The organism is Zunongwangia pacifica, from assembly GCF_023499215.1.
In the GTDB taxonomy this organism is placed as follows: Bacteria; Bacteroidota; Bacteroidia; order Flavobacteriales; family Flavobacteriaceae; genus Zunongwangia; species Zunongwangia pacifica.
In genome coordinates this window covers 38,578-51,572 of the sequence record NZ_JAKHSK010000004.1, presented here as the reverse complement: position 1 = coordinate 51,572, position 12,995 = coordinate 38,578, and the positions used below count along the sequence as shown (strand labels likewise).

The 12,995-nt window shown below is 36.4% G+C and carries 12 protein-coding genes; 5 read left to right on the top strand and 7 right to left on the bottom strand.

Going from position 1 to position 12,995, the window contains the following annotated elements; genetic code table 11:
* Positions 1-6 precede the first annotated feature (6 nt).
* From L1967_RS03915 to L1967_RS03905, 3 genes are all read right to left on the bottom strand, one after another.
* The gene (locus L1967_RS03915; RefSeq protein WP_249600531.1) at positions 7-1,380 is read right to left on the bottom strand and encodes an MATE family efflux transporter; all 1,374 of its coding nucleotides are present in this window, start codon (positions 1,378-1,380) and stop codon (positions 7-9) included.
* A gap of 100 nt (positions 1,381-1,480) precedes the next feature.
* Positions 1,481-1,888 (bottom strand): hypothetical protein, encoded by a 408-nt coding sequence (locus tag L1967_RS03910; RefSeq protein WP_249600418.1) that lies wholly within the window; start codon positions 1,886-1,888, stop codon positions 1,481-1,483.
* Complete coding sequence (locus L1967_RS03905) at positions 1,889-3,271, bottom strand: M20/M25/M40 family metallo-hydrolase (RefSeq protein ID WP_249600417.1); 1,383 nt, start codon at positions 3,269-3,271, stop codon at positions 1,889-1,891.
* Positions 3,272-3,457: 186 nt separating this feature from the next.
* Between L1967_RS03905 and L1967_RS03900 the strand changes: the two genes are divergently transcribed.
* Complete coding sequence (locus tag L1967_RS03900) at positions 3,458-4,054, top strand: hypothetical protein (RefSeq protein ID WP_249600416.1); 597 nt, start codon at positions 3,458-3,460, stop codon at positions 4,052-4,054.
* An 85-nt stretch (positions 4,055-4,139) separates the two neighbouring features.
* Here L1967_RS03900 and L1967_RS03895 read toward each other — a convergent pair whose 3' ends face one another.
* Positions 4,140-4,580, bottom strand: a complete 441-nt coding sequence (locus L1967_RS03895) for an Hsp20/alpha crystallin family protein (RefSeq protein ID WP_249600415.1) — start codon at positions 4,578-4,580, stop codon at positions 4,140-4,142.
* Positions 4,581-4,751: 171 nt separating this feature from the next.
* Here L1967_RS03895 and L1967_RS03890 point away from each other — a divergent pair, with 171 nt between their 5' ends.
* The 3 genes from L1967_RS03890 to L1967_RS03880 all read left to right on the top strand — a co-directional run bounded on the left by L1967_RS03890 (position 4,752) and on the right by L1967_RS03880 (position 8,611).
* Complete coding sequence (locus L1967_RS03890; protein ID WP_249600414.1) at positions 4,752-6,050, top strand: DUF2254 domain-containing protein; 1,299 nt, start codon at positions 4,752-4,754, stop codon at positions 6,048-6,050.
* 94 nt (positions 6,051-6,144) lie between these two features.
* A complete protein-coding gene (locus L1967_RS03885; protein WP_249600413.1) occupies positions 6,145-7,986 on the top strand; it encodes an ATP-binding protein in 1,842 nt (613 codons plus the stop codon).
* Between the two features lies 1 nt (position 7,987).
* Entirely contained in the window at positions 7,988-8,611 is a 624-nt protein-coding gene (locus tag L1967_RS03880) for a response regulator transcription factor (protein WP_249600412.1), read from the top strand.
* Positions 8,612-8,678: 67 nt separating this feature from the next.
* Here L1967_RS03880 and ettA read toward each other — a convergent pair whose 3' ends face one another.
* The 3 genes from ettA to L1967_RS03865 form a co-directional block, all read right to left on the bottom strand.
* Positions 8,679-10,370 (bottom strand): energy-dependent translational throttle protein EttA, encoded by a 1,692-nt coding sequence (gene ettA / locus L1967_RS03875; RefSeq protein WP_249600411.1) that lies wholly within the window; start codon positions 10,368-10,370, stop codon positions 8,679-8,681.
* Positions 10,371-10,470: 100 nt separating this feature from the next.
* Complete coding sequence (locus tag L1967_RS03870; RefSeq protein ID WP_249600410.1) at positions 10,471-10,929, bottom strand: DinB family protein; 459 nt, start codon at positions 10,927-10,929, stop codon at positions 10,471-10,473.
* A 25-nt stretch (positions 10,930-10,954) separates the two neighbouring features.
* A complete protein-coding gene (locus L1967_RS03865; protein WP_249600409.1) occupies positions 10,955-11,134 on the bottom strand; it encodes a CAL67264 family membrane protein in 180 nt (59 codons plus the stop codon).
* A 183-nt stretch (positions 11,135-11,317) separates the two neighbouring features.
* On the opposite strand from L1967_RS03865, the gene L1967_RS03860 reads away from it, so the two are divergent.
* Complete coding sequence (locus L1967_RS03860; protein ID WP_249600408.1) at positions 11,318-12,946, top strand: acyl-CoA carboxylase subunit beta; 1,629 nt, start codon at positions 11,318-11,320, stop codon at positions 12,944-12,946.
* Positions 12,947-12,995 lie beyond the last annotated feature (49 nt).

Below are 12,995 nucleotides of genomic sequence, written 5' to 3'. Positions count from 1 at the left end.
TTATTTTTAAACAGTTTCGTTTTTAATTTCTTTTGATTTATTCGCAATCAATTTATGGCTTAAATAATTGAACCTAAAATACAACATTAATGCAGAAGCGGTTAATCCTGCCAATAAGCCCATCCAGATGCCCATACTTCCCATATTTTCAGCTTTTCCAAAATACCAGGACACCGGAAAACCGATAATCCAGTAAGCGACAAAACAAATCGCTGTGGGTACTTTTACGTCTTGTAACCCCCGTAGTGCACCAAGAATCACCACCTGCATGCCATCACTTAACTGAAATAATGCCGCTACGATTAATAATTGCGATGATAAAAGTACAACTTCGGCATTTTCAATATAAAAAGTAGGCAGCCAGTCTTTAAGTAAAATAAAACCTACTGCGAATATGGCTTCGATAATAAAGACCAGCAAAAATACCGACATTGCAATTCTACGCAACTCTTTATAATGATGCAATCCTTTTTGATTCCCAACACGAATGGTTGCCGTAACCCCTAATCCTACAGCGATCATAAATGTCATCGAGGCTAAATTTAAAGCAATTTGGTTTGCTGCCTGCGGATTTGTTCCTAAAAGTCCCGCCAGGAATACGGTAGCTGTGAAAATTGCAACTTCAAAAAACATTTGTAGCGCTGTTGGGAAACCTAGACTTAATATCTTTTTGAAAATATCGGCTTTAAAAAGTTCTTTTTTAGACCAGACAAAATAGGCTTTAAACTTCGATTTTCGCCTTAAAATCTCCCAAATAAACCAAAGCATAAAGAACCTTGAGATTAAAGTACCTATGGCTGCTCCTTCTAAACCGAGTTCTGGAAAAACCCAAACTCCATAGATTAATAAATAATTGAACAGTACGTTAACCACATTGGCCAATATGGTGGCATACATCGAATATTTGGTTTGGGATAAACCATCGGCAAATTGTTTGTAGGCCTGGAATATCATTAAAGGAAGCATCGAAAAAGCTACAATTTCGAGATAAGGTATAGCGTATTCGACCACTTCTGGTGGCTGATCCAGATAATATAAAAGTGGTTTTGCCAATAGAAGCAGCAAAAAAAGAAGAATTCCGTTTATTCCGCAGAGAATAATCCCATGATGAAAATAACTTCTCCCCTTTTCTATGTCGCCAGAGCCATCGGCTTCAGCAATAAGTGGAGTGATCGCAAAAGAAAAACCGATTCCCAGGGATAGTGCGATAAATACCAAACTATTTCCCAGAGAAACTGCTGCAAGGGGAGCTGCTCCTAGCCTACCAACCATAAGATTATCGGCTAGTCCTACAAGTACATGCCCTAATTGTCCTAACATCACCGGATAAGCGATGTTTAGATTTTTCCCGAATTCCTTTGTGTAATCTGAAAGCTGCAAAACCAAAAATTTAGTCCGCAAAGATAATGGGTTTTATCTGGCTTCAGATTGATTTATCATTAAAAAATTGCTTTAAAAAACCTACAATATTACAAGATAGCTAGTTTTGCTTTCCTAAAATTAATTCTTGATAAGAATTTGCCTTTCTAAGTTCTAAAATCCATTTTACTTCAAAATTGCCATAGCCTAAAGTTTTTACTCTTTCAATCATAAAATCACGTAGATCATTTAAAGTCAGATACTCATTAGTCGCTTCAAAAACCAATTCAATTTTATAGCTATTGGGCAAAAAGAAAAAGACTTTTCTAAAGATTGATTTTGGTTGTTTTTTGCCGATAATTTTAAAGATTTTACCGTTGCTATCACAAAAAAAATGTTCATTTAAATATTCCTGAAAATAAGCTTCAGCATTGTTATAGATAAAAGCATCCATAAGCAAAAAAGAAGTTAAGTCTTCCTCCCTGCTAAAATTTGGATTTGATATGTTAATCGCCGGGAACGTTATCACTTATAAACCGTATTTATCTACCAGGTAAATAAGAGCGGCCATACTGGCTGCCCCTAATTCGAGCTCTCTTTTATTAATTTTATCAAAGGTATCTGTAGTGGCATGATGATAATCGAAATACCGCTGCGAATCGGGTTGCAAACCGGCCAAAACCGTTCCATCGCCTTCAAGAGGACCTATATCTGCACCGCCTTCTCCCTGCTGAAAAATATGTAAGTAGTACGGAGCAAATAACGGCGCCCAGTTTTGTAGCTTTTTAAGCTGAGCATCATCTGCATGAAAAGTAAAGCCTCTTGGCGTAAATCCGCCCGAATCACTTTCTAAAGCAAAAATATGATCTTCGTTTTTTTCTTTAGCCACCTCAGCATATTTTAGTCCGCCTCGCAATCCATTCTCTTCATTCATAAACAAGACTACGCGTACACTTCGTTTTGGCTGATATCCCATTTCTTTAAAAAGACGCAATACTTCCATCGATTGCACACAACCAGCCCCATCATCGTGAGAACCATCGCCTAAATCCCAAGAATCTAAATGCCCACCCACAACAATATATTCATCGGGATACTGGCTACCTGTAATTTCTCCAATCACATTATAACTCTTTACATCGGGATGGGCTTCGCAATTCATTTTAAAATACACTTTAAGATCTTTTTGCAGCTTTAACACCGAACTTAAATATTCTGCATCCTTGGTACTAATAGCAGCCGCCGGGATTTTTTGCACTTCAGGAGTATTGCCGTAATACATCGCTCCGGCATGCGGATATTCATCAATGCCAAGATTCATTGATCTTACCAGTACACCAACAGCTCCATATTTTGAAGCCTCAGCCGCACCATTAGCGCGTTGATCTACCGCTCCTCCATAAGCTTTAAACGTATGGATATTTGTCGCGTCCATTGGTCGGTTAAAAAAGACGATTTTACCTTTAATTTTTTCTTCACCAAGTGCCGCAAGCTCTTCAACACCCTGCACTTCGATAACTTCAGCTTTAGTTCCTTCTTCAGGTGTGGCAACAGAGCCTCCCAAAGCACAAATATTAATAGGTGTAGAACTTCCCGGAATGGTTTCGATATATGCATATTCACGAACACCCCGAGTCCATTTTGGTACCATCACTTCCTGCAACCAAACTTTATCTAAACCAAGACTATCCAACTCTTTTTTAGTGTAGTCTACCGCCCGCTGGGCATTATAAGATCCCGATAACCTACCGCCAATATTATTTGATAAATGGGCTAACCAATCATAGCTTTTACCATTGGTTAAGGCATTATTATAAATTTCTCTGATTGTTGCTGAATCACTTTCTTTTGATGACTGTCCAAAAACCGACAGTACGAAAAGCAATAAAATAGGGAAAAGAATTTTCTTCATTATCGGGATATATTTTCGCTTAAATTAACTACAAAATCAATCAATATAAAAATTAAGGGACGTAAACCTGAATTTATATCACCTGGAAATAAAATTTAGTAACAACCAATCACAAAATTACCGCACCATGGCCAACCAGAAAAACTCTTGATTTTTGTTATATTCGCAGTCTAAAAACATCGTATTTTGACTCAGGAAGAAAAAGCAGATATCATTAAAAAAGTGACCACTCTTTTAAAAGAAATCCCATCGTCGATGGATATCGTTAAAAAGGGGGGAAACGAGCACAGAAGATATGAATACCTTGCGATACACATGGTTAATAAAGCCATTGAAAAAGATGCGCTTATTGTAAGTGAAGATGGAAACGGTATTGCTATTTTATTTAGAACGAGCAAAAAAGACGATAGTTTTTGGAAGAATGCATGGTCTGAGCTAAAACTGGTTTTTAAAGTAACCGGTATAAAAAATGCCTACAAAATTGTAAAAACCCAGAATTACATTAAAAAACAACGCCCACAGGAAGGCGAATATCTGTACTGCTGGTTTTGGGGAATTCTTAAAGAATCCCGTGGCCCCGGGACACAGGTTGGCGTACAAATGAAAAATGAATTCTATAGACGCGCTAAGCTTTATAATTTACCGCTATATGCAGAAACCAGAATGCGTAAAAACGCTATTGTTTATCAAAAATTTGGATTCCAGCTTTTCAATAAATGGGAACATCCTAGTGGAGACACCATGTATTTTCTAAGATATATCCCTGAAGAAAACAGCAAATAATTGAAGCTTTAAAAGCTTAAATAGCATAAAAAAGCCGAATCTCACGATTCGGCTTTTCACTTTTAACTAACTAAATAACCTAAACTTATGATATTGCTATCATTCTTTTAGCCTGCACTTTAGCTTCTTCCTTTTTTGGAAGCGCAATTTCTAAAACTCCGTTATTGTAATTTGCAGAGATTTTAGAGTTATCTACTGTATCTGGTAAACTAAATGCTCTTTTAAATGTGCTATAGCTAAATTCTTTACGAGTATATTTTCCATTTTTTTCTGAAGTTTCTTTTTCTAATTTATCTTCAGCCGAAATGGTTAATACATCATTATCCAACTCAATTTTAAAATCTTCTTTAGATTTTCCGGGAGCTGCCACTTCAACGATAAAATTCTCATCTGATTCGTGAATATTAACCGCAGGAATTCTTGTTCCTATATTATTCACATTTGTAGTTCCTCCTAACCAATCTGTTTTAAACATATCATCGAATACAGATGGTAACCAATTTTCATTTCTCTTAATTAAACTCATAACTTTTATATTTTTTGTTAAACTTTATTTCTTTTAAGAACATTTATCTATTAGCAATTTGAATTCCAATTAAAATTTAACGCCATTTTGGCAGTTTTTAAGGTTTTTAACATGACTTTTTAACATGTTTAGTATTTTTACAGCTATATTAGCCCCCATATTAACTGACAAATGAAAAAACTATTTACCCGGCTACTCTCTTTTTTTAATGCTATTCGTAGCCGAATTGCATTTTATCCAACAGTAATTGCTTTACTTGGGTTTTTATTTACATTTATCACACTATTCCTGGAAGAATATGGAGCGTCAGACCTTTTAAGAAAGAACTTTCCCTCTCTTATTGTTAATAGCGGAGATACCGCATTAAGCGTTTTAGGGGCAATCATTACAGGACTCATCTCGATGATGGTATTTAGCTTTTCGATGGTGATGGTGTTGCTAAACCAGGCTACCAATAATTACTCGCCAAGATTATTGCCCGGCTTAATTTCAGATCGTAAACACCAAACCGTGTTAGGGATCTATCTTGCCACCATACTCTATTGTATTTTTATCATGGTCGCCATCAATCCCGATGTTTCACCAAAAAAATTACCCGGATTTTCGGTGTTTTTGGGTATCCTTTTTACAGTGATCTGTATGGGAGCGTTTATCTATTTTATCCATACTATTTCTCAAAGCATCCAAATAAGTAATATCCTTGAGCATATTCACCACCAATCTAAAAAAAGACTTTCTAAGTTATTGGACAGTGAACGCAATCAAACCGATAACTTTCCAAATACCGACAACTGGCATGTATATACAGCACAGAAAAGTGGCTATTTCCAGAACCTATCCATAGCAAACATGCTAGACCTTTGTGAAGAATTAGAAACAAAATTTCATATTCTTCCGGTGAAAGGAATCTTTATTTTAAAAGGCACGCCGGTATTCCGTTCAGAAAAAAAACTGGATAATGATAACGTAGATGAAATTTTAGCGAATTTCAATTTTGCACGTAAAGAACTTGTTGCCGATAATTATGTGCTGGCTTTTAAACAAATTACTGAAATTATTGCCAAGGCGATGTCGCCTGGCATTAACGATCCCGGCACCGCAGTAAATGCCATTGATTATTTAACCGAATTACTGGCGCTAAGAATGCTAAAAAAGGACTGTAGCATTGTAAAACGGGAAGATAAATGCCTTTTAAAATTGAATACCGTAGATTTTAAAGATTTACTCTATAATGTGCTGGTAACGATTAGAACTTATTGCTCTCACGATCTAATCATTATTCAAAAAATAGGCGTGATGTTTCAATATTTACTTCAACAAGAACAAAAAGAAGCATATTATAAAGAGATTATTCGTAGAGAAGCTACATTTTTCTTCAACAGTGCTTTAGAAGCGATTGAATCTGAAAATGACATTGAAATTATAAAAAAGTATGGTAAAATCTTAAAAATCGATCTTGCAATCGACTAATTTCAATGCTATTTAAAAAATACCTGTCATTGGGTATGTATCCTTCAATCTATTTAGCTAAATTTAGTTACGCTCCAAATCACTGGAAATTAACGTGCTAAACAGGTGTTTTATTCTTTTTTGCTTTCTTCTGGCACTTTCAGCGAACGCTTCAGAAGATGATACGCTTTTTGTAAAAGGAGTGTACCCCAACCATATTGTCAATTTTTTCAAAAGATTTCAGGACTGCGAAGAAAAAACTTCCAAAGAGATTATTCAGCATTATAAAAATGGGCAGTTTGAAGATATGCAGCCCAGCCGAATGGTAAATCTTGGTTTTACGAAATGTTTTAATTATTTCTCGTTAACGGTTAAAAACGATCAGCCTTCGGCAGAAAATTATTATTGGAGTTTCTATAACGACGGAATTTTATTCACTTTATATGAATTGAAAAATGGCCAACTGGAGCAGATTGGTGAAACCTCGGTTGCTCAAAAACTGGAAGAAAGACCAACAGCAATTAGATGTCTTTCTTTTAAGGTTGAAATGAAACCTTTTGAAACCAAAACCTTAATTTTAAAAACAAAATTACAGGGACATTCCAATCTTTACTTCCCAACAGATTTTACTACCGTTGAAGATATTCTTATTTACGAGGCCAATAATTCTTTCCTCTTAGGACGGTATTTTGGCTATTTTATTTTTACCGCTTTATTTAATTTATTTCTGTTTATCCTTATTCGAAAAAAGCTTTATGGGTTTATGTTTGGGTATATTTTAAGCATGATGGCCTTTAATGCTATAGAATATATGTATGATGCGCTGTTGGTACCAGACTTTATTCATAGCTTTTGGATACGTTTTCCAAAAATGTTCTTTGTCTTACTAGCCTCTTATTTTCACACAAAGGTATTTCAATATTTTACCGCTCATAAAGAGCATTTCCCTAAATGGAATTCAGTATTAAACTTTCTTAACAACTTCATCCTCTTTATACTCATCTTGTTTGTAGTAATTAAGATGATCATTCCGCATAACATCGCCTTTTTTAATCAGTATCGACTATTATTATTCCTGCTTTTTCTAATCAATTTACTGGTTCTTATAGTTAATCTTTTCTATTCGATTTTTAAGAAGAATAAACAGGCGTTGTATTATATCTGCTGTAACTTTTTACTCATCCTTTCGCTACTATTCTACATCACCAATACCTTCCAGATAGGAGGCGCTACTATTTATATGCCTCCGGGAAACATCATTAACAGCGTTGCTTTTGAAATTATAAGTTTGACCATCGCCTTTTTACTGAATTACAGAAAAGAGCTGAATGAAATGAATCAAAACCTGGCCGCTGCCAAACTAAAAAGCGAAAAATTAAGTAAAGAACTTATTGAAGTCCAGGAAAACGAACGCCAGATCATTGCCAGAAACCTTCACGATGGTCTGGGAAATACCATGAATGCCTTACGGCTTTTACTTGAAGCGCCTTATAAAAATGAAAAACAGTTCTCTGGAATATTTAATCTTGCCAAAGAACAATTTCGTACCTTAATCTATCAAATCTCACCTAAAGAGATAGAAAGCATTGGCTTATACAAGACCATTCGCCAGGACCTGGAACTTTTTAAAAACACGCCAATAGAAGTGAACCTTACCCTGCTGGGAAATGATCATACCATAGCCAGTATAAAAGCCGTTAATATGTACCGAATTTTTCAGGAGCTTATTTCTAATATTATAAAACATTCCAAAGCCACCGTTGTTGATATCACTATAAATTGTGATGAAAACACCTGTAGTCTTCAGGTTGAAGATAATGGTATCGGGTTAAAAAATGAAGTCACAAAAGGTATGGGGATAAAAAACATACAATCCAGAGTATCTTATCATCAGGGCATATTTCATATGGAAAACACTGAAAAAGGGATGATAAGCATCATTGAAATACCTATTTAAAATGGAAGCAATAAAAATCGTACTGGTTGATGATCATTCGTTATTTACAGAAGGACTCATGCAAATTCTGGATCCTATCACCGATTTGCAGGTTATTGCCACGTTTAGGGATGGTGAAACCATGCTTAGGAGTGATGAAATTCATCAAGCCAACGTCCTTTTACTGGATATTAATCTCCCCGGGAATTCTGGAATTAGTATTGCGGAACAAATGGCGCCTTATTTTGGATCTTTAAAGATCATCTGCCTTTCTATGCTGTTTGAGGAAAATATTCTTGAAAGACTTAAAAATATTGGTGTTGCCGGTTATTTACCAAAATTTATTCATACCAACGAACTTATTGAAGCGATACGAAAAGTGATGAACGGAGAAATAGCTTTTTACGAAGAAAAAACAAAAGCAATAAGCAATATAAAAGTGTGGACCAGCGATTTTAAACTGACCAATCGCGAGTTAGAAATCCTTCAGCTTATCAAAAACGGTAAAAGCACAAAAGAAATTTCAGAAATTCTTCACCGTAGCCAGTTTACTATCGAAACCCATCGTAAGAATATGATCAGAAAACTGAACCTTAAAAATTCAAGTGGACTACTACACTTCGCCATGAAAAACCTACCGACTTAATTCGAAAACAGATTCTAAAAATAACGGCATAAAAAAAGGCTCCCAAATGGGAGCCGATTTTGTATTATTATCGCGTCAGTTTTTTATACTTAATTCGTTTTGGCATCACATCGCCACCAAGACGTTTTTTCTTGTTCTCTTCGTAATCAGAGAAACTACCTTCAAAGAAATACACTTGCGAATCCCCTTCAAAAGCAAGGATATGAGTACAAACCCTATCCAGGAACCAGCGGTCGTGAGAAATCACTACAGCACAGCCTGCAAAGTTATCTAAACCTTCTTCTAAAGCTCGTAGCGTATTCACATCAAGATCGTTGGTAGGCTCATCAAGTAACAATACGTTTCCTTCTTCTTTTAAAGTCATCGCAAGGTGAAGCCTGTTACGTTCCCCTCCAGAAAGCATATTAACCTTCTTGTTCTGCTCGCTTCCGCTAAAGTTAAATCTACTTAAATATGCTCTTGAATTTACCTGTCTGCCGCCCATCATGATAAGTTCCTGCTCATCACTAAAGTTTTGCCAGATGGTTTTTTCAGGATCAATGTCTGCATGACTTTGATCTACGTAAGCGATTTTCGCCGTTTCCCCAACATCAAAAGTTCCTTTATCGGGTTGCTCCTCGCCCATTATCATTTTAAAAATGGTGGTTTTACCGGCTCCGTTTGGCCCTATAATTCCCACAATTCCTGCCTGTGGCAAACTAAAATTAAGATCTTCGTACAACAATTTATCGCCAAAAGCCTTACTTACTCCATTTGCATCGATTACGTTAGTACCTAATCTTGGACCATTCGGGATGTAAATTTCCAGCTTTTCATCCATTTGTTTTTGATCCTGACTCAGTAACTTGTCGTAATTTTTAAGACGTGCCTTTTGCTTAGATTGGCGACCTTTAGGGTTCATTTTAGCCCATTCCAGCTCTCGTTCCAGTGTTTTCTGGCGTTTGCTGGCCTGTTTTTGCTCTTGTGCCAATCGTTTAGATTTTTGATCTAACCAGGAAGAATAGTTTCCTTTCCAGGGGATTCCTTCCCCTCGATCTAATTCTAAGATCCAACCGGCAACATTATCCAAGAAATAACGGTCGTGCGTTACCGCGATCACCGTTCCTTTATATTGCGCTAAGTGATGCTCTAACCAATGTACAGATTCGGCATCCAGGTGGTTGGTAGGCTCATCTAAAAGCAGTACATCTGGCTCTTTTAATAACAAACGACAAAGCGCCACACGTCTTCTTTCCCCTCCTGATAAAACTGAAATTTTCTTATCAGCCTCAGGAGTTCTTAAAGCATCCATCGCAATTTCCAGCTTGGTATCTAATTCCCATGCATTGCTGGCGTCGATTTTATCCTGAAGTTCTGCCTGCTTATCCATAAGCTTTTGCATCTTATCGGCATCTTCATAAACTTCAGGCAAACCAAACATGTCATTTATTTTGTTGTATTCATCGAGCACTGCAACTGTTTCAGCAACCCCTTCTTTTACAACCTCAAGAACGGTTTTTTCTTCATCTAACTCTGGTTCCTGCTCTAAATAACCAACACTATATCCAGAAGAAAATACTACATCTCCCTGATAATTGGTATCACGACCGGCAATAATCTTTAATAAAGTAGATTTACCAGAACCGTTAAGACCAAGGATCCCGATTTTTGCTCCGTAGAAAAAACTCAGGTATATATTTTTTAAAACCGGTGTATTCGCAGATTTGTAGGTTTTGGTAACTCCACTCATCGAGAATATCACTTTTTTATCATCTGCCATGTAATCGTAAAATTTTTGGTTGAATTAATCTTATTTAAATTCGGTTTCAAAAAATGAATTTTGAAACCGCGCAAAAATACAAATAAAGAAATACAAAATATTAGTGATCGCCTAAAAGTCGAAGTAAAACGATAAGTTGCCCGGTATGATACGCATTATGCTCTATCACAAGCAATAGCTCCCATAATAATGTATGATCTTTACTGTTTTTTACCGGCTTTTGTAAATCATTATTTTCATCTAAAATATAATCGGCCAGATCCTGTCTTTCTTTAAAAAACCGGGATTTTAACTGCTCCCATTCATTTTCGGTTTCAGGAGCTTTTTTATCGTCCCAATACGCTTCAGGCCATTTTTGTGCCGTATAATTATCTGAAATTATATAATCCAGAATATCCTTTTGTGCGTAGGTGATGTGATAAAATACCTCGTAAAAAGAGTATGGTAAACCGTGTATTCTTTCACCAATCCTATCAAACGATACTTCCTCTAAAACTTTATCAATAGGCATAAAAGCCTCGCCACCCATAAGATGTTTTATTAACTGTGCTCTCTCCATAATCTTGCTTCTTTAAATTATAAAATCAAATTCGGCCTTTCAATGCATTAAAAACCCACGAAATGGCAAAAAAGCCAATCCCCACAACAGAAAAACCTATTGCGTGATCTTTATATTTTAAGACACCCAGCAGTACGATCGCCGTAGCCACTAAAAAAATAATAAATGAGGCCCAAGCAAAAATGCTGTTCTTATTTAATCCCATAAAATCTTGTTTAAGACACAAATATCGGATATTTTGATTAGTAATTTCAAAATTGAATAGTCCGTATTTTGTATTTTAGCCAATATTGTGAAAATTTTTAAATTATTTTTGAAAAGAATTAAGCAAACTAAGGTTAAAATTCATTTTTACTCATTCTAAAATTACTTCCAAAAAACTGTTTATATGGATATTAACTTCAATAAAAATGAAGATCATAATAAATTATTAGTTTCAGATTTAAACCACAAGCTTAAGAGCGTATATCTTGGTGGTGGTGAGAAACGTATCGAAAAACATCACGCTAAAGGAAAAATGACCGCCAGAGAGCGGATAGATTTTTTACTGGACAATCCTGAAACGGCTATCGAAATTGGTGCCTTTGCCGGCGATGGTATGTATAAAGAACATGGGGGCTGTCCCAGTGGCGGTGTTGTGGTAAAAATTGGTAAAGTTTCTGGCAAACAATGTATCGTAGTTGCCAACGATGCTACGGTTAAAGCGGGTGCATGGTTTCCTATTACCGGAAAGAAAAATCTGCGAGCCCAGGAAATTGCTATCGAAAATAAACTTCCTATCATTTATCTTGTAGACAGCGCGGGGGTTTATCTGCCTATGCAGGACGAAATTTTCCCAGATAAAGAACACTTTGGAAGAATCTTTAGGAATAATGCCGTGATGAGCAGTATGGGAATTACTCAAATCGCGGCGGTAATGGGAAGTTGTGTTGCTGGTGGTGCCTATTTACCGATTATGAGTGACGAAGCTATTATTGTTGAAAAAACCGGAAGTATTTTTCTTGCCGGAAGTTATCTGGTGAAAGCAGCTATTGGGGAGACCATCGATAATGAAACCCTTGGCGGTGCAACCACGCATACTGAAATTAGTGGTGTAACCGATTATAAAGCCAAAGATGATAAAGATGCGCTTACCAAGATTCAAAATATTATGGATAAAATTGGCGATTTTGATACTGCTGGTTTTAGCCGAAAAAAAGCATTAAAACCGAAATTAGACAGCAACGAGATCTTTGGGATTTTACCTAAAAAACGCTCTGATCAGTACGATATGATGCAAATTATTGAGCGTTTGGTTGATGGCTCGGAATTTGAAGAATATAAAAAAGGCTACGGAGAAACCATTATCACCGGTTATGCGCGTATCGACGGCTGGGCCGTGGGAATTGTTGCCAATCAACGTAAAATTGTAAAAACCAAAAAAGGAGAAATGCAGTTTGGCGGAGTAATTTACTCAGATTCGGCAGATAAAGCCACTCGATTTATTGCGAATTGCAACCAAAAGAAAATTCCGTTAGTGTTTCTTCAGGATGTTACAGGATTTATGGTAGGGAGCAAAAGTGAACATGGTGGGATCATTAAAGATGGTGCTAAAATGGTAAATGCGGTAAGTAATTCTGTCGTACCAAAATTCACTATTATTATTGGTAATTCTTATGGTGCCGGTAACTACGCGATGTGTGGTAAAGCTTACGATCCAAGACTTATCGTTGCCTGGCCAAGTGCCGAGCTTGCCGTTATGGGTGGTACCCAGGCTGCAAAAGTTTTAGCACAAATCGAAACCGCTTCTTTAGAGAAAAAAGGTGAAAAAGTGGATGCTGAAAAAGAGAAAAAAGTATTTGAAGCGATCAAATCCCGATACGATGAACAAACTTCAGCCTATTATGCAGCGGCAAGATTATGGACAGATGCCGTAATTAATCCTTTGGATACCCGCCAATGGATTTCTACCGGTATCGAAGCTGCAAATCATGCCCCAATCGAAAAAGATTTTAATTTAGGTGTTATTCAAACTTAACCTCAACACCACTAGTTTGGAAAATAACCTCTAAAATTATCGAATATAG

Coding starts and splice junctions, on each gene's coding strand:
- L1967_RS03865 (WP_249600409.1), bottom strand. CDS start 11,134: ATGGGATTAAATAAGAACAGCATTTTTGCTTGGGCCTCATTTATTATT.
- L1967_RS03895 (WP_249600415.1), bottom strand. CDS start 4,580: ATGAGTTTAATTAAGAGAAATGAAAATTGGTTACCATCTGTATTCGAT.
- L1967_RS03905 (WP_249600417.1), bottom strand. CDS start 3,271: ATGAAGAAAATTCTTTTCCCTATTTTATTGCTTTTCGTACTGTCGGTT.
- L1967_RS03880 (WP_249600412.1), top strand. CDS start 7,988: ATGGAAGCAATAAAAATCGTACTGGTTGATGATCATTCGTTATTTACA.
- ettA (WP_249600411.1), bottom strand. CDS start 10,370: ATGGCAGATGATAAAAAAGTGATATTCTCGATGAGTGGAGTTACCAAA.
- L1967_RS03860 (WP_249600408.1), top strand. CDS start 11,318: ATGGATATTAACTTCAATAAAAATGAAGATCATAATAAATTATTAGTT.
- L1967_RS03870 (WP_249600410.1), bottom strand. CDS start 10,929: ATGGAGAGAGCACAGTTAATAAAACATCTTATGGGTGGCGAGGCTTTT.
- L1967_RS03890 (WP_249600414.1), top strand. CDS start 4,752: ATGAAAAAACTATTTACCCGGCTACTCTCTTTTTTTAATGCTATTCGT.